This is a genomic window from Novosphingobium sp. PhB55 (assembly GCF_004368805.1).
GTDB lineage: Bacteria > Pseudomonadota > Alphaproteobacteria > Sphingomonadales > Sphingomonadaceae > Novosphingobium.
On record NZ_SODQ01000004.1, the window covers coordinates 119,323 to 138,637 of the forward strand.

Sequence of the window (19,315 nt, forward strand, 5' to 3'; positions counted from 1 at the left end):
CCCGCCGCGTTACATGCTTGCGCGCCCATTTACCTTTGAAAGGCGCACAATGCCTGTAAGTCATTGATTTACGGCGGATTAGCAATTTGGGGTGCGATCCGTCCGGCAATGACGAAATGGGGTTAGATTTTTGGTGGGGCACATGACGGAATCCAAGCAGAAGAATCGCAAGAGCGCTGGCACCGCGGCGCCGGCAACGAGTGGGCCGCAGGTCAATGGCAGCCTTCCGCTCTATCGGGACCCGCGCCCGGTCAACAGCGCGACGCACGCCGATGCGGCCGTGATCGTCGCGCCGACCGACTTCGGATTCGCAGCCGGCGCGCCGATGGTCCAGTTGACGGTCGACGAGTTCGAGCGGGCCGGACTCGACTATCCGATCCTGTTCTTCGGCGAAGATCGTCAGCCCTACGCCGTCACCGGCCTGGAAGCCGAACACAACCTGTTCGTTTCCGAGGGCCGCTATCAGAATGGCGCCTACATCCCGGCCTATCTGCGTCGTTACCCCTTCGTTTTCGCGCGCGACGAAGGCAGTGATCGCCTGATCCTCTGCCTCGACCACGCCTCGGGCCGGGTCGGCGACAAGGATGCCGACGATGCGGTCCGTCTGTTCGAAGGCGCCGAGGCGACCGAACTGACGCTGCAGGCGCTGCGTTTTTGCGAGAGCTACGAGGCCGCACAGGCCCGTACCGGCGTGCTGATCGCGCTGCTGGACGAGCTTGACCTGTTCGAGATCAAGCGCGTTCACTACACGGCACCGGAAGCTGCCGAGCCCAGCCTGCTGGTGGAATTCCGGACCATCGACCGGACCCGCTTCGAAGCGCTTTCGGCCGAGCAGTTCCTGCGCCTTCGCGACGCCGGTGCGCTGCCCGCCATCCACGCGCAGATCGCCTCGCAGGCGAAGTGGGACGCTCTGGCCGCCGTCACCCGCGCGACCTGATCCCTGCCGGATCGAAGGCCGTCCAACCTGCGCCGTCCATGCGGCGCGGGAAGGGCGGACTCGGCGCATCGGGGCGCCGAAACCAGTCGGAAATAATTTCCTAACACGCTGATAAGCAGGAAATTATTTCGTCATTTTCTATGTGTTGTTCCGGATTCCTGCTGCGCCAGAGCTGGCGTACAGCACGGGAATCCCGCTCCCGAGGGGCGGGGCCGGGGCGACTTGCCGAATAGGCACCCTGGGGGCTTACCGTGAACACTTCTGAACCTTTCGCTGGCCGTTCCACCGCGAGCAAGGGTGAAGCGCGCCGCGCGCGCACCTGGCGCGCAAGCGCCTCGGTCGCCACTCTTGCAGCGATGATGGTGATGAGCGGCGTGATGCCGGTCCAGGCCTGGGCCCAGGCGTCGCCGGCGCCCAGCCCGACCCCCACACCTACCCCCACCCCGATCGTCACGCCTCCGGTAGGCGCGCAGATCAAGAACCCCGTCACCGGGGCCTTCGAAACGGTGACCGAACAGCTGTCACCCGCGCAAGTGAAGACGGATGCCGACAACGTCATCCTGCTGGCAAGCGAAGTCGGCCAGACGTTCGAAGTTTCCGGCACGACTTACACCGTTACCGAAGTCCAGACGGATACCAACGGCGTCGTGACTTCGGTCAAGCTGTCCAATTCGGTCAACGACAAGATCAGCGAAAACGCGGTCGTCACCTCGATCGCCCCGGCGGCGAATGCGACCGGCGCCGACCCGATTTCGCTGCCGAGCAATCCCGGCGACAGCACCTACCGCAACGTCCAGCGCGGCCGCGGCGGCGGCAACGGACATATCGGCCTGCTGTTCATATCGGCAGGCGACGGTGGTTCGGGTGCCAATGGCCCGGCGATCACCGATAACATTTCGGGCACCATCTCGTCCCAGTCCAGCGGCCTGGCAGCGGTCATCGTTCAGAGCATCGGCGGCAACGGCGGCAACGGCGGCGACGGCTATCTCGGATCGGACGGCGGCACCGGTGGCACGGCAGGCGTGGGAGGCAATGTCAGCCTGGTCAGCACTGCCAATGTGGTGACCACGGGCACCAGCGCTTACGGCATCCTGGTCAGCAGCTCGGCCGGCAAGGGCGGTGCGGGCGGCGACGGGTTCCTTTCCGGCGGCGGCTCGGGTGGCGGTTCGCCGGGCGTGGGCGGCAATGCGAGTGCCACCAACAACGGCACCGTGGCCACCAGCGGCGCGGGCTCCATCGGCATCCTCGCCCAGAGCCTGGGCGGCACGGCCGGTAGCGGCGGCGACAGCTATGGCCTAGTCGCGTCCAGTGGCGGCGGCAGCTTCGGCGGCAAGGGCGGCGACGTCGTCGTCAACCAGAACGGCGTGGTCCAGACCTCTGGCGAAGGCGCGCACGGCGTTCTCGCGCAGTCGGTGGGCGGATCCGGTGGCAGCGGCGGCACCAGCGGCGGCGTCTTCGCCGATTCCAGCTCGGGCGGTGCAGGCGGCCCCGGCGGCAATGCCACGATCAACGCAGGCGCCAATTCCTCCACGAAGACGACTGGCGATTATGCCCATGGCTTCTTCGCGCAGTCGGTCGGCGGCGGTGGCGGCAACGGTGGCACGACCATCGGCGCAGTCGCGCTGGGCAGCGCCGGCAGCCAGGGCAGCGATGCCGGCACGGTCAACATCGCCATTGCCGAAGGCGCCTTCGTATCTACCGCGGGCCTCGGCTCCTACGGTGTCATGGCCCAGTCGATCGGCGGCGGCGGCGGCAGTGCGGGCGTCACCGGCGGTCTCGCGGCGCTGGGCGGTACCGGCGCGGGCGGCGGCAACGGCAGCACCGTCACGGTGTCTTCGGGCGCCACGATGGTGACGACGGGAGAATCCGGCAAGGGCATCTTCGCGCAGTCCATTGGCGGCGGCGGCGGCTCGGCTTCGGGCACCGGAGGCCTGGTGTCTCTGGGTGGGTCCGGCGCGGGCGGCGGCAATGGCGGGCTGGTTCAGATCACGCAGACCTCGGGCGGTTCGATCACCACGTCCGGGGCCTGGGCGGATGCGATTTTCGCGCAGTCGGTCGGCGGTGGCGGCGGTTCGGGCTCCGGCTCGGTCGGTCTCGTGGGGCTGGGCGGCAAGGGTGCGAGCGGCGGTCTTGGCGGCACCGTCATCGTCGACAATCAGGGCGCGTTGAAGACTACGGGCGACTACGCCCGCGGGATCTTCGCGCAATCGGTGGGCGGCGGCGGCGGCGCGGGCGGCAATTCGACCGGGCTCGTCGGCATCGGCGGTAGCGGCGCAGGCACCAGCCCCGGCGGCAATGTCTCGGTGACCAATGGCGGCTCGATCTCGACCGCCGGGGTACGCTCGATCGGTATCCAGGCCCAGTCGGTCGGCGGTGGCGGCGGCGACGGCGGCAGTTCGACCGGCCTGATCTCCATCGGCGGATCGGGCGGCGGCGGCGGCAACGGCGGCGTGGTCACCGTTTCGAACAGCGGTACGATCACCACCAAGGGCGACAAGGCGCTGGGTATCATCGCCCAGTCCATCGGCGGTGGCGGCGGCAACGGCGGCTCGACGACGGGCGTGCTCGCCATCGGCGGTGACGGCGGCAACGGCGGCCAGGGCGGCAAGGTCGTTCTCAACCAGACCGGCCTCGTGTCGACCTCCGGCGACGACGCGACGGCGATCTTCGTGCAGTCCATCGGCGGCGGCGGCGGCAACGGCGGTTCGGCGGTTTCGGCGGGGCTCTTCGTGAGCGCCGCTTTCGGCGGTTCGGGTGGCGGCGGCGGCGCCGGCGGCGACATTTGCGTCAACACCAATTCGGCCTGCACCACGGCCAGTTCGAGCATGGGCTCGGCTTATATCGAGACTTTTGGCGAGCGTTCGACAGGCCTCTTCGCGCAGTCGGTCGGCGGCGGCGGCGGTAACGGCGGCTTCGCGCTTTCGGCCTCCGCGGGCCTTGGCGCGACGGCCTCCATCGCGTTCGGCGGATCGGGCGGTTCGGGCGGTTCGGGCGGTGCGGTGCGTCTCGGCCTTCAGGGCTCCATCGCCACCAAGGGTGACCTTTCCGACGGTATCTTCGCCAGCTCGGTCGGCGGCGGCGGCGGCAATGGCGGCTTCTCGGTCGCCGCGGGCGCCTCGCTCGGCGGATCGCTGACGATGAGCTATGGCGGTGCGGGCGGCGTGGGCGGCACGGGCGGCCTCGTCGATGTCGCCAGTGCCACGCAGATCACCACCGAAGGCGAACAGTCGCGCGGCATCTTCGCGCAGTCGGTCGGCGGCGGCGGCGGCAACGGCGGTTTCGCGGCCAGCGCGGCCCTCGGTGTCGGCGCGATCACGTCGACATTCGGCGGCGTTGGCGGTGCGGGTTCCGACGGTTCGACCGTCAGGGTCGTTTCGGTTGGCAATATCTCCACCAAGGGCACCCAATCCGACGCGATCTTCGCCGAAAGCATCGGCGGCGGCGGCGGTAACGGCGGCTTCGCGGTCGGCCTGGCCGGCGGCGCTGCAGGTGCTGTCAGCCTGACGTTCGGCGGCGGCGGCGGCAATGGCGGGGCGGGCGATGACGTCTATGTCTCCTCGACCGGCGATCTCGCGACCGAGGGTGCCAGCTCCAACGGCGTCTTCGCGCAATCGGTCGGCGGCGGTGGCGGCAACGGCGGCTTCGCGGTGTCCGGCTCGGCCGGCGGCGTCGGCGCGATGTCGGCGGCATTCGGCGGTAGCGGCGCCAATGGCGGCATGGCCGGCAAGGTGACGGTGGACAGCACCGGCACGATCACCACGATCGGCGCTCTCTCCAATGGCATCCTCGCCCAGTCGATTGGCGGCGGCGGCGGTAATGGCGGCTTCTCGGCCGCAGTCTCGGGCGGCGGGATCGGCGCCGCGGGCGTTTCCATGGGCGGCGCGGGCGCCAATGGCGGCAACGGTGACGAAGTTTCGGTCACTTCGGACGGCGGCATCTGGACGCAGGGTGCGGCTTCGGCGGGCATCCTCGCACAATCGGTCGGCGGCGGCGGCGGTAACGGCGGCCTGGCGATTTCGGCCAGCGGCGGCTGGGCAGGCGGGGCCTCGCTGGCGTTCGGCGGCGGCGCGGGCAATGGCGGCACCGGCGGCAAGGTCACTCTTGTCAGCACCGGTAACATTCTGACCGAGGGCGACAGCGCGCAAGGCCTGTTCGCCCAGTCGGTCGGCGGCGGCGGTGGCAATGGCGGCGGCGCCATCGCGGCTTCGGGCGGCCAGGGCGGCGGTATTTCCGCTTCGTTCGGCGGCGAGGGCGGCGACGGTGGCTCCTCGGGCGATGTCGGCATCCGCAGCATTGGCGACATTCAGACTCTCGGTGACAATGCCGATGCGATCTTCGCCCAGTCTCTGGGCGGCGGCGGCGGCAATGGCGGCTTCGCGATTTCGGCGGCGGGCGGCCAGTTCGGCGCGGTCAGCCTGTCGATGGGCGGCTCGGGCGGTGTCGGCGGTTCCGCGGGCGATGTTTCGGTCGATTCCGATGGCGACATGACGACGTCGGGCGACTTCTCGGCCGGTGTGCGCGCGCAGTCCATCGGCGGCGGCGGCGGTAACGGCGGCTTCGCGATCTCTGCATCGGGCGCCCAGTTCGGCGCCGTTGCCCTTTCCTTCGGCGGTAACGGCGGCACGGGCGGCGCGGCGGGCGATGTCACGCTCGTTTCGACCGGGGACATCTGGACCGAAGGCAACTATTCGCAGGGCCTGTTCGCGCAGTCGGTCGGCGGCGGCGGCGGTAACGGCGGCTTCTCCGTCAGCGCGGCGGGCGCACAGTATGGCGCAGCAGCGATTGGGTTTGGCGGCACCGGGGGCACCGGCGGCGCGGCAGGCGACGCTGATCTCACCAACACCGGCGACATCGTCACCAAGGGCGACTTCAGCGCCGGCGCGCAAGTCCAGTCCATCGGTGGCGGCGGCGGCAATGGCGGCTGGAGCGTCAGCGCGGCGGGCGGCCAGTACGGCGCGGTCGCCATCGGCTTCGGCGGCAAGGGCGGCGCGGGCGGCACGGCGGGCGACGTAACACTGACGTCCACTGGCCAGATCGGCACGCTGGGCGACCAATCAAGCGGCCTCGTCGCGCAATCCATCGGCGGGGGCGGTGGCAATGGCGGCTTCTCGGCCGCCGTGGCGGGCGCGCAGTACGGCGCGGCGGCGCTCTCGTTTGGCGGCACCGGCGGCACCGGCAACGATGCCGGCACGGTCACGCTGGCGAACACCGGCGACATCTACACCGAGGGCACGCTCTCCAATGGTATCTTCGCGCAGTCGGTCGGCGGCGGCGGCGGCAACGGTGGCTTTTCGGTCGCGGTAGCAGGTGCGCAATACGCATCGGCGGCGCTGGCGCTCGGCGGCTCGGGCGGCTCGGGCGGCGCGGGCAAGGCGGTCTCCGTCGTCTCCGAAGGCAATATCACCACGCTGGGCGACCAGGCGGACGGCATTCTGGCCCAGTCGATCGGCGGCGGCGGCGGTAACGGCGGTTTCGCCATTTCCGGCACGCTGACGACCAGCAGCGACGGCATTTCGGCTTCGGTGGCCATCGGCGGCAAGGGCGGTTCGGGCGGCGAGGCGGGCGACGTTTCGCTGGTCAGCACCGGCGATATCTCGACCAGCGGCGCCAGCGCGGTGGGCCTGTTTGCCCAGTCGGTCGGCGGCGGCGGCGGCAATGGCGGCTTCGCGGGCGCGCTCTCGCTCTCCGTGGGCAATGCCGTGGCCGTGGGCATCGGCGGCTCGGGCGGCACCGGCAATACGGCGGGCAACGTCTCGCTGAACTCGACCGGCAATGTCGCCACTTCGGGCAACCTTGCGGCGGGCATCCAGGCCCAGTCGATCGGCGGCGGCGGCGGCAACGGCGGCTTCAGCCTCACCGCTTCGGCCACGGTCGAAGGCCAGTCGATCGGCAACAGCAGCGGCGGCACGGGTGGCAGCGGCGGCCTTGCCGGCAATGTCGACGTGACCAGCCTCGGCACCGTGCAGACCACCGGCGAAATCGCCAACGGCATCTTCGCGCAGTCTGTCGGCGGTGGCGGCGGCAATGGCGGTTTCTCCGTCAGCGCCAGCCTGTCTGCCAAGGGCGATTCCGATACCCAAAGCGTCGGCGGCAATGGCGGCACCGGCAACGATGCCGGCATGGTCAGCGTCTCCGCCACGGCGGGCGCCAATGCAGCGATCGTGGATTACTCCGTCGTCACATCGGGAACGGGTTCCAACGGCATTTTGGCGCAGTCCATCGGCGGCGGCGGCGGTTCGGGCGGTTTCTCGGTCGGCGGTGCGTTCTCGGGCGAGGGCGACGCAGCCTCGAACCAGGTGGGCGGCAGCGGCGGCGCGGGCGGTAACGCCTCGACCGTGGATGTCGTCAATGTCGGCAAGATCCAGACCAGCGGCAACATCGCCAACGGCGTGTTCGCCCAGTCGGTTGGCGGCGGCGGCGGCAACGGCGGTTTCTCCGTCGGCGCGGGCGTCTCGATCAAGGGCGACGCGGAATCGAGCGTCGGCGGCGGCGAAGGCGGCGCGGCGGGCAATTCGGACGATGTCAGCGTAGACACCACTGGCGCGATCTACACCGAAGGCGCCGCGTCCAACGGCGTGCTGGCGCAGTCGGTGGGCGGCGGCGGCGGCACCGGCGGCTTCTCGGTCAGTGCCGGCTTCAGCGCGGAAGGCGATTCTACCAGCGACAGCGTCGGCGGCGGCGGCGGTTCCGGCGGCAACGCCGGCAACGTCACGGTCGTGGCGCGCGAAGGGATCACCACCAAGGGCGATGGTTCCAACGGCGTCTTCGCCCAGTCGGTCGGCGGCGGCGGTGGGTCGGGCGGTTTCGCCGTGGGCCTCGGCGTCTCCATCAAGGGGGACGCGGAGTCGAGCGTTGGCGGCGGCGCCGGTTCGCTCGGCGGCACGGCCGGCGACGTTTCTGTCACCACCGAAGGCACGATCTGGACCGAAGGCGCGGCGGCAGCGGGCATCTTCGCGCAGTCGGTCGGTGGCGGTGGCGGCAACGGCGGCTTCTCGGTCGGCGCGGGCTTCTCCAGCGAGGGCGGCTCCTCGTCCACCAGCGTCGGCGGTGCCGGTGCGGGCGGCGCGATCGCGGGCAACGTCTCGGTCCATGCGGACAGCGATATCCAGACCAAGGGCACCGGCTCGAACGGTATCCTCGCGCAGTCGATCGGTGGCGGCGGCGGTAACGGCGGCTTCGCCGTGGGCCTCGGTGTCTCGATCAAGGGCGACGCGGATTCCAAGGTTGGCGGCGGCGGCGCGGGCAACGGCTCGGACGCGGGCGATGTGACCGTGACCGGAACCGGCACGATCGTCACACTGGGCGACCAGGCCAACGGCGTCTTCGCGCAGTCGGTCGGCGGCGGCGGCGGCAACGGGGGCTTCTCAGTCGGTGCGGGCCTCAGCCTCGACGGTACGGCGACCAGCGACAGCGTGGGTGGCTCTGGCGGCGGCGGCGGCAATGCCGGCACCGTCACCGTGGACCGCACGGGCGACATCGGCACCAGCGGCGCCAATGCGAACGGCATCCTGGCCCAATCTGTGGGCGGCGGCGGCGGCAACGGCGGATTTGCCGTGGGCCTGGGCGCCTCGATGAAGGGCGATGCCACGTCCAGCGTCGGCGGCGGCGGTGGCGGCACTGCCGGTGACGGCGCGGACGTGATCGTTTCCGAAGTGGGCACGATCGTCACCAGCGGCACCAATTCCAACGGTATCTTCGCGCAGTCGGTCGGCGGCGGTGGCGGTTCGGGCGGCTTCTCGGTCGGCGCGGGCTTCAGCCTCGAAGGCGGGGCGACCAGCACCAGCGTTGGCGGTTCGGCCGGCGCGGGCGGCAGCGCCGGTACGGTTGCGGTCAGCCATGACGGCGATATCCAGACCTCCGGCGCTTCGGCCAACGGCATCTTCGCGCAGTCCGTGGGCGGCGGCGGCGGTGTCGGCGGCTTTGCCGTAGGCCTCGGCGCCTCGATGGATTCGGACGCCAAGTCCAGCGTCGGCGGCGGCGCTGGCGGTGCGGCCGGTTCGGCTTCGGACGTCACGGTTGAGCAGACCGGTACCGTAATCACTTCGGGCGCGGCGGCCAACGGCGTGCTGGCCCAGTCGATCGGCGGCGGCGGCGGTGTCGGCGGCTTCTCGGTCTCGGCGGCGCTCTCCTCCTCGGGCGGCGCGGCCTCGGATTCGACCGGCGGCGCCGGTGGCTCCTCGGGCAATGCCGGAACGGTGAACGTTTCGGTCCAGGGCGATATCCAGACCGACGGCGCCCAGGCGCGCGGTGTGGTGGCGCAATCGATCGGCGGTGGCGGCGGTTCGGGCGGCTTTGCCGTCGGCGCCGGTGCCTCGATCGAGGGCGACGCGGAATCCGCGACCGGCGGCGGCGCAGGCGGCTCCTCGGGTAATTCGGCCGACGTCAGCGTGGCGGTGGACGGCAATGTCGTCACCAAGGGCGCGGCATCGGTGGCGCTGCTGGCGCAATCGATCGGCGGCGGCGGCGGTGCCGGCGGCTTCGCGGTCGGCGCGGCGCTTTCCTCTAGCGGCGGCGCGACGGCGGAATCGACCGGCGGCGATGGCGGCTCGGCGGGCGACGCAGGCAATGTCAGCGTCACCCACACCGGCGGCATCGAGACGTTCGGCGCGCAATCGGGCGCGATCCTTGCGCAGTCGATCGGCGGCGGCGGCGGTTCGGGCGGCTTCTCGGTCGGCGGCGCGCTGAGCGTCGAGGGTGAGGCGAACTCCACCATCGGCGGCGGCGCGGGCGGATCGGCCGGCAACGCCGGCACGGTGGACGTGGCCAATACCGGCGACATCTTCACGCACGGCGCCAATTCCACCGGCGTGGTGGCACAGTCGATCGGCGGCGGCGGCGGCAACGGCGGCTTCTCGGTTTCGGCGGGCCTCGCGCTTTCGGGGGCGGATGCGGTGTCCAGCTCGACCGGCGGTGCGGGTGGTTCGTCCGGCTCGGCCGACGACGTCAGCGTCACTTCCATCGGCAACATCAAGGTCGATGGCGACCACAGCCGCGGCATCGTCGCGCAGTCGATCGGCGGCGGTGGCGGCACCGGCGGCTTCTCGGTCTCCGGCGCGATCGCCACCAAGGGTTCGGGCGCGTCCGACAGTGTCGGCGGCGCGGGCGGCGCAGGCAATGCTGCGGGCAATGTCACGGTCGTTTCGGCGGGCCAGATCCTGACCTCGGGCGACGCCACCAATGCGGTGCTGGCCCAGTCGATCGGCGGCGGCGGCGGCGCGGGCGGCTTCTCGGGCAGCCTTGCGGCGGCGCTGGGCGGCGGCTCGGCGGTCAGCTCGGTCGGCGGCGCGGGCGGAGTGGGCTCCGACGCGGGCAATCTCGACCTGACGTTGAGTGGCGCGCTCGGCACGCTGGGCAATGGCTCGGCGGCAGTCGTCGCCCAGTCGATCGGCGGCGGCGGCGGCGTGGGCGGCTTCTCGCTCGGCCTTGCGGCGGCTTCGGACGGTGAGGGCGCGAGCGCAGTCACCGGCGGTTCGGGCGGCGACGGCGGCGTGGGCGGCAATGTCCTCGTCTCGACCAGCGCGTTGATTCAGACCCACGGCGCGCTGTCCGACGGCGTGCTGGCGCAGTCGATCGGCGGCGGCGGCGGTTCGGGCGGCTTTGCCGTGGCGGGCACGCTGGCGCTGGGCGAAAAGGCGGCATCGAGCGCCACCGGCGGCGCGGGCGGTTCCGGCCAGAACGCCGGCACGGTCACCGTGCAGAACACCGGCGACATCTATACTTTCGGCGCAGCATCGAACGGCGTGGTTGCGCAGTCGATCGGCGGCGGCGGCGGCACCGGCGGTTTCTCCGGCTCGCTGACGATCTCCTCGACCTCGGAAGCGGTCGCCAACAGCCTGGGTGGTTCGGGCGGCGTCGGCGGCGATGCCGGTGCGGTCAAGGTCGTGACCACGGGCAATATCCAGGTCTTGGGCGACCGCTCCACGGCCATCGTGGCGCAGTCGATCGGCGGCGGCGGCGGCTCGGCGGGCTTCTCGCTGGGCGCGGCAGCCTCGAAGGCGGCTTCTGCCAGCGACGCGGTGGGCGGCAGCGGCGGCGCGGGCGGTTCCGGCGGCACGGTGGAAGTCGCCAACGGTTCGACCGGCACGGTCGTGACCACCGGCAACTTCGGCTATGCGATCCTCGCCCAGTCGATCGGCGGCGGCGGCGGTTCGGGCGGTTTCGCCACGGGCGGCGCGCTCTCGCTGTCCGAAGGCGCGACGTCCTCGGTCGGCGGCGGCGCAGGCGGTGCGGCGGGTGACGGCGGCAATGTCGGCGTCAACAACTACAGCCTGATTCAGACCAGCGGCGACGGCGCCGTGGCGGTCTTCGCGCAGTCGATCGGCGGCGGCGGCGGTTCGGGTGGCTTCGCGGTCGGCGCGGGTCTCGCGGGTGGCAGCGACAGCACGCTCTTCAACGCCATCGGCGGCGGCGCGGGCAGCGGCGGTTCGGCGGGCACGGTCTCGCTCTACAACGACGGCACGATCCTGACGCAGGGCGCCAACGCGACGGCGGTGCTGATGCAGTCGATTGGTGGCGGCGGCGGCAACGGTGCCTTCGCGGTCAGCGGTGCACTGGCCAAGGGCGGCGCGGCGAACAGCTCCATCGGTGGTGACGGCGGCACGGCGGGTTCGGCGGGCGATGTCACGCTCGTCAACACGGCGAATGCCACGATCGTTACCGAAGGCGCGATGTCGATTGCGGTGCAGGCGCAGTCGATCGGCGGCGGCGGCGGTTCGGGCGGCTTCTCGGTCGGCGCGGGCCTTGCCCTCGAAGGCGATGCCAGCTCGGAAGTCGGCGCAGGTTCGGGCGGCGCGGGCGGTTCGGCCGGCGTGGTTTCGATCGACAACGCGGGCGATATCGGCACACGCGGCGACGGTTCGCTGGCAGTGCTGGCACAGTCGATCGGCGGTGGCGGCGGTTCGGGCGGCTTTGCCGTCTCGGGCGGCCTCAGCGTCAAGGGCGGCGCGGCCAGCAATGCCATCGGCGGCCAAGGCGCGGGCGGCGGTGACGGCGGCCTCGTTTCGGTCACCAGCAGCGGCACGATCCAGACCCTGGGCGCCAATGCGACCGCAGTGCTGGCCCAGTCGGTCGGCGGCGGCGGCGGTACGGGCGGGTTCTCCGCCGGTGCGGCAGCGGCCAGCGCGGATGCGGCTTCCAACCTCGTCGGCGGCAGCGGCGGCGCGGCAGGTGCGGGCGGCGACGTCACGATCGCCAACAACGGCGGTACGATCACCACCGATGGCGACTTGTCCTACGCGGTCTATGCGCAGTCGGTCGGCGGCGGCGGCGGTTCGGGCGGCTTTGCGACCGGCGCGGGCCTCAGCCTCGAAGGCGAAGCCGAATCCGGCGTGGGCGGCGGCAGCGGTGGCGGCGGCGGTGCTGGCGGTCTCGTCAGCCTCGACAACACCGGCACGATCGCGACCAAGGGCGCGGGCTCGGTGGCGGTCTTCGCCCAGTCCGTGGGCGGCGGCGGCGGCGCGGGCGGCTTCGCGGTGGGCGCTGGCCTGACCGCGCAGGGCGGCTCGGCATCCGACAGCGTTGGCGGATCGGGCGGGGCGGGCGGTGCCGGCGGTGTGGTTTCGATCACGACCGACGGCCTGGTCCAGACCGAAGGCGCCAATGCGACCGCGATCTTCGCGCAGTCGGTCGGCGGCGGCGGCGGCAAGGGCGGCTTTGCCGTGGGCGCCTCGGCGTCCAAGGCGGACAGCGCCTCGACCGTGGTCGGCGGCAGCGGCGGCGCGGGCGGCGACGGCGGCGAAGTGACTGTGGCCAATGGCGCGGACGGCGAAGTCGTCACGCTGGGCACGCTCTCCTACGCCGTGTTCGCACAGTCTGTCGGTGGCGGCGGCGGCCAGGGCGGCTTCTCGGCCGGTGGCGCGCTTTCGCTTGAGGGCGACGCGAATTCGTCGGTCGGCGCGGGCGACGGTGCCGGTGGCGGCATCGGCGGCGTGGTCGCGCTGAGCAATGGCGGCAAGATCGGTACGGCCGGAGACGGCTCCATCGCGGTCTTCGCCCAGTCCGTGGGCGGCGGCGGCGGCGCGGGCGGCTTCGCGGCGGGCGGCGGCCTGACCATCGAAGGCGGCGCGGCCTCCAACGCGGTCGGCGGTGCTGGCGGTGACGGCGGCGCGGGCGGCGTGGTTTCGCTGGTCAACACCGGATCGATCCGCACCGAAGGCGCCAATGCCACGGCGGTCTATGCCCAATCGGTGGGCGGCGGCGGTGGTGCCGGCGGCTTCTCGGTCGGCGCCAGTGCGTCGAAGGCGGACAGCGCCTCGAACACGGTGGGCGGCACGGGCGGCGCCGGTGGCGACGGCGGCGAAGTCTCCATCGACAACGGCGCGAACGGCGCGATCACCACCTTGGGTGACTTCTCCTACGCGGTCTTCGCGCAGTCGGTCGGCGGCGGCGGCGGTTCGGGTGCTTTCGCGGCCGGCGGTGCGCTGAGCCTCGAAGGCGATGTGGACTCCAGCGTCGGCGGCGGCGCGGGCAGCGGCGGCGGTATCGGCGGCAATGTCACGCTTTCCAGCCTCGGCGCGATCCAGACGGCGGGCGAGGGCGCGATTGCAGTGTTCGCGCAGTCGATCGGCGGCGGCGGCGGTGCGGGCGGCTTCGCTGCCGGCGGCGGTCTCTCGGCCGAAGGCGGCGCGACCTCGAACACGGTGGGCGGCTCGGGCGGCGCAGGCGGCAGCGGCGGCACGATCGCGCTGGACAACGGCGGTTCGATCCTGACGCTCGGCAGCAATGCGACTGCGCTCTTCGCGCAGTCGGTGGGCGGCGGCGGCGGTGTCGCCGGCTTCTCGACCGGCGGCGCGGCCTCCAAGGCCGGTGCGGTTTCGCAGACGATCGGCGGCGACGGCGGCACGGCGGGTGACGGCGGTGACATCACGGTCGGCAACGCAGCCGGTGGCAAGATCGAGACTGATGGCGCAATTTCCTACGGCGTCTTTGCGCAGTCGGTCGGCGGCGGCGGCGGCGCGGGCGGCTTTGCGGCCGGTGGCGCGCTGGCGCTGGGCGACGACGTGGAGAACGGCGTCGGCGGCGGTATCGGCGGCGCGGGCGGCCTTGGCGGCACGATCGCGGTCGACAATGCCGGTCAGATCGTCACGCTGGGCGACGCCTCGATTGCGATCTTCGCGCAGTCGATCGGCGGCGGCGGCGGTGCCGGTGCTTTCGCCGCGGGCGGCGGCCTCTCGGCCGAAGGCGCTTCGGCCAGTTCGTCGGTCGGCGGAGCCGGCGGCGACGGTGGCGCAGGCGGCACGATCACGGTGTCCAACAGCGGCCTCGTAGCGACGGCAGGCGACCAGGCGGTGGCGATCCTTGCCCAGTCGGTCGGCGGCGGTGGTGGTGTTGGCGGCTTTGCCGTCGGCGGCGCGGCTTCGCAGCTCGATGCCGTGTCCGACACGATCGGCGGCAGCGGCGGGGCTGGCGGTATCGGCGGTGACATCACCGTGGACACCAGCGGCGCGGTCTACACCGAAGGCGCCTTCGCTTACGGCATTCAGGCGCAGTCCATCGGCGGCGGCGGCGGTAACGGCGGCTTCGCGGCCGGCGCGACCGTGGCGCTTACCGGCGATGCCCAGTCCACCATCGGCGGCGGTGCCGGCGGTGGCGGCGGCCTGGGCGGAACGATCACGCTGAACAACAGCGGAACGATCGAAACGCTGGGCGCCAGCGCGGTTGCGGTCTTCGCCCAGTCCGTGGGCGGTGGCGGCGGTGCCGGTGGCTTCGCCGGCGGCCTCACCGGCTCGGGCGACGGCGCTTTCGGCTCGACCATCGGCGGTGCCGGTGGCGATGCCAGCCAGGGCGGCGACATTGCCGTCAGCAACAGTGGCCAGATCCATGCAGCCGGTGCCAATGCGGCGGGCGTCTTCGCCCAGTCGGTCGGCGGCGGCGGCGGCCTTGGCGGCTTCTCGCTGGCGGCGAGCGGTGCGGTCTCCAGCCTGTCCAACACGCTTGGCGGTTCGGGCGGCGCGGGTGGTGACGGCGGCGCGATCAGCGTCTCCAACGCGGCGGGCGCGACCATCGTGGTCGATGGTGACTTGTCCTACGGCGTCTTCGCGCAGTCGATCGGCGGCGGCGGCGGTTCCGGCGGCTTCGCGGTCGACGGCACGATTGCCACCGGCGGCGCGGTCAATTCGACCCTCGGCGCAGGCTCCGGCGGCGGTGGCGGCAATGGCGGCGCGATCACGCTGACCAATGGCGGCAACGTGCTGGCGCAAGGCGCGGGTTCGGTCGCGGTCTTCGGCCAGTCGGTCGGCGGCGGCGGCGGTTCGGGCGGCTTCGCGGGCGGACTTTCCGTCGGCGCGGGCGGCGCGATCAGCCAGAGCGTGGGCGGCGCGGGTGCCGGCGGCGGCAACGGCGGCGACATCGCAGTCATCAACAGCGGCACGATCCAGACGCTGGAAGCCAACTCGATCGGTGTCTTCGCGCAGTCGATCGGTGGCGGCGGCGGCCTTGGCGGGATGTCCATCTCCGGCTCGCTCAGCACCGGCAGCTCCACCACGACCAGCCTCGGCGGTTCGGGCGGCGCGGGCGGTGACGGCGGCACGATCACGGTCAGCAACAGCGGCGTGATCGATGCCAAGGGCGACTTGTCCTATGGCGTCTTCGCCCAGTCCATCGGCGGCGGCGGCGGCACGGCGGGCATGGTGGTCTCCGGCACGCTCAGCACCGGGCTTGGCGGCATGACCTCCGCGCTCGGCGGCAGCGGCGGCGCGGGCGGCAATGGCGGCGACATCACCATCACCAACACCGGCACGATCCTGGTGGAAGGCGCGGCTTCGGTCGGCATTCTTGCCCAGTCCATCGGCGGCGGCGGCGGTGCCGGCGGCTTCACCGGCTCGCTGGCCGTCACCGGCGGTTCGCTGAACACGCAAGTGGGCGCCACCGGCGGCGCGGGCGGCGATGGCGGCGACGTCACCGTTACTTCCACCGGCAGCATCGTTACCCTCAAGGACGATTCCATCGCCGTGCTCGCCCAGTCCATCGCGGGTGGCGGCGGCCAGTCGGCCTATGCCATCGCGGCACAGGCGGGCGCGTTCGACGGCGTCAACCTGACGCTGGGCGCGCAGGGCGAAGGGATCAGCGGCAAGCAGGGCAAGGTCGTCGTCAACCTCTCGGGCGGCATGCTCCAGACGGCGGGCGCGCTTTCCTACGGCTTGCTGGCCCAGGCCATCGGCGCGGGCGGCGGCAACGTCGCGCTCTCCGTGCCCGATCCGCTGGAAGTCGGCTCGAACGGCCTGACCCTGCAACTCGGCAGCACCGGCGGCGTGGCCGGTGACGGGAACGTGATCGACGTGACCAACGCCAACGAGGTCCAGACCACGGGCGCAGGCGCCATCGGCTTCGCGGCGCAGTCGATCGGCGGCGGCGGCGGCACCGAAGGTGTTACCGGCGACGTGGTGCTGGGCAGCGGCGATGCCGTCTGGTCCACCGTGGTCGGCGGCAGCGGAGACTCGGCGGGTTCGGGCGCGGCCATCAACATCGCCAACAGCGCGACGATCGTTACCGAGGGCGACGGGGCTATCGGCCTGCTCGCCCAGTCGGTCGGCGGCGGCGGCGGCGTGGGCACGATGGCGCTCGGCCTTGCCGACGGTTCGCTGGCGGGGGCTTCGCTGAATGTCGGCGGTGCGCAGACCACGGCGGGTAACGGCGGCGACGTGACCTTCACGACATCGACCGGCGCCATCGGCACGTCGGGCAACCTCGCCTCGGCACTGGTGGTCCAGTCGATCGGTGGCGGCGGCGGCGTTGCCACCCTGTCCCCGATGGAAGGCGGCGCGCTGGGCGACATCACCCTGGCAGCCGGTGCGACCGGCGGTGCGGGCGGTGACGGCGGCAACATCACGCTCGACCAGAAGGCGGATGTCGTCACCAGCGGCACCGGCGCCAATGCGGTGCTCGTGCAGTCCATCGGCGGCGGCGGCGGTCTGGCGACCCTCGACAACACCGGCGGCACCGGCACGGTCACGAACGTCGATCTCGGCGGCGCGGCCAGCGGTTCGGGCGGCACTATCGACTTCGCGCTCGATGGCCGTGTCCAGACCACCGGCGCGGGTGCGGCGGGTGTCGTCGTGCAGTCCATCGGCGGCGGCGGCGGTTACGCCAGCGCCGTGGGCGCCAATGCCCAGGGCACGCTGACGCTCGGCACCTCGAACGGCGCGACCGGCAATGGCGGCGACGTTTCGGTGGCGATCAACCAGACGATCACCACCACCGGCACAGGCTCGACGGCCCTGCTGGTGCAGTCGATCGGCGGCGGCGGCGGCGCGGCCTCGGTGGTCGGCGCGGACGGCACCGTCCAGACGCTCGACGTGGTCAATGCCGGTGCGACGAGCACGCTGCGCATGGCCCGCCTCATGACGCTGGCGGCCTCGAGCGGCTCGGTCGACGCAGGCGCGGTGGACGTCACGGTGGGCGCGGCGATCCGCACCAGCGGCGCCAATGCCAACGGCGTGGTCGTCCAGTCGGTCGGCGGCGGCGGTGCGGCCACGGGCTCGGGAACGGGCGTGCTGGCAGGCTCCGGCGCGGGCAATGCGGTGAACCTCACCGTCAATGCCGATGTCGTGACTTCGGGCGCCGGTTCGAGCGCGCTGGTCGCGCAGAGCACCGGCGGCCTTGGCGGCGGCGCGATCGTATTGGACATCGGCAAGGTCAATGTCGTCGGCGGTCTGGGCGGTCATGCCGTCTCGCTGCTCGGCGGCGCGGCCAACACCGTGACCAATGCCGGTACGCTCCAGACCATGGACGGGCAGGAAGGCCTGGTGATCTACGCGGAAGGCGGCGACAACACGATCGTCAACTCCGGCACGATCGTCGGTTCGATCGATCTCGGCGCGGGTGTAGGCAGCTTCACCAACGTCAATGGCGGCATCTTCCTGGCCGGTTCGCTGGTCAACGTCGGTGCGGGTTCGTTCGTGAACTCGGGCATCCTCAATCCGGGCGGCGGCGGCGTCGTGTCGCAGCTTGCCGTGAGCGGCGGCCTGACCCTGACGGCGCAGAGCGAGTACAACCTCGATCTCGACCTGAAGACCAACACGGCGGATAAGGTCGTCGTCTCCGGCGCGGCATCGCTCAACGGGCGGGTCACGACCAATCTCCTCAACCTGGGCTATGCCCGGGCCGGGGCGAACGACGTGGTCATTCTGGAAGCGGCCGGCGGCATCACCGGCCAGGACCTGGTCAAGCTGGTTGCGCCGACATCGGCGGTCGCGACTTTCGGGCTCGACTATTCTTCGGCGAACCAGCAGGTCATCCACTATGTGATCGAGTATGCGCCCAGCGGTCTGACCCAGCGTCAGGCCATGATCGGCAACCTGCTCGACCGCATCCAGGAAACCCCGAGCGACGCTTTCGCGCCGACGGCTGCCGCGATCATCTCGATCCCGACGGTGGGTGCGCTGGGCACGGTCTACGACAGCCTGACCGGCGAAGGCGTGGTGGCGGCGCAGAGCGCGGCGCTTTCCGCGATCGGCAACAGCCACGATGTGATCGACGGCCAGATCGTCAGCCGCGTCGGCACCTTTGCCTCGGCATGGCGCAAGGAGCCGCTGGGCAACCTCTGGATGGCCGTGCAGGGCGGCCGCCAGCGTCTGGACGGCACCGACGGGGCACACGACGTGCGCACCAGCGGTTATGTCGTGCAGGGCGGCTGGGACTATCGCCCGGACGCGCGCAGCGTGGTCGGCGCCACCTTTGGCTTCGATCCGCAGAGCTTCTCGGTTCCGGACGTGAGCACCTCGGGCAAGGCGAAGGTCTACACCTTCGGCGCCTATGCGGGCTTCCATCCGGGCGCCTGGACGCTCAGCGCCGACCTGCTCTACAGCGCGGCCAATACCACGACCGTGCGCGACATGTGGCTCTATGCCGATGGCAACGTGCAGGCGCATGGCGATTTCACCATGCATGCCTGGTCCGGCCGGGCCCAGGTGGCGCGCCAGTTCGGCAGCGGCAACCTGGTGTTCCAGCCCTTCGCGGCCGTGGAAGTCACTCGCCTGTCGCTGCCGGGCTATGTCGAGAACCAGGCCGAAGGTCAGGAAGACGCGGCGCTCGGCCTCGCCTTCTTCGGCAAGGACTGGACGCGGACCCGCACGTTCGCGGGCGGCAATGTCGCGGGCCGTATCGAACTGCCGCAGGGCAAGGCCCTCGTCACGACGCTGCGCGCGGCCTGGGTGCACGACTTCGACACCGACCGCTCGGTCACCGCGGCCTTCGCCGGGGCGCCGGACTTCCGCTTCGTCACCACCGGTGCCCAGGCGGTGGGCGACAGCGGCCGGATCGACCTGCGTTCGACCCTGCAGATGCGCAAGGTCGACCTCCAGTTCAGCGTCGGGGCCAATCTCGGCAAGGGCTACAACGATCTCACCGCCATGGCGGGCGTCCGGTTCCACATGTGATCCC

Annotated in this window: 2 protein-coding genes; both read left to right on the forward strand. The window is 71.6% G+C overall.

Annotated elements, in window-relative coordinates:
• Nucleotides 1-142: 142 nt before the first annotated feature.
• Entirely contained in the window at nt 143-937 is a 795-nt protein-coding gene (locus EDF57_RS10895; RefSeq protein ID WP_134094252.1) for a SapC family protein, read from the forward strand.
• Between the two features lie 251 nt (nt 938-1,188).
• Nucleotides 1,189-19,311: an autotransporter outer membrane beta-barrel domain-containing protein gene (locus EDF57_RS10900; RefSeq protein WP_134094253.1), complete on the forward strand. Its 18,123-nt coding sequence runs from the start codon at nt 1,189-1,191 to the stop codon at nt 19,309-19,311.
• Nucleotides 19,312-19,315: the final 4 nt, after the last annotated feature.

Coding starts and splice junctions, on each gene's coding strand:
- EDF57_RS10895 (WP_134094252.1), top strand. CDS start 143: ATGACGGAATCCAAGCAGAAGAATCGCAAGAGCGCTGGCACCGCGGCG.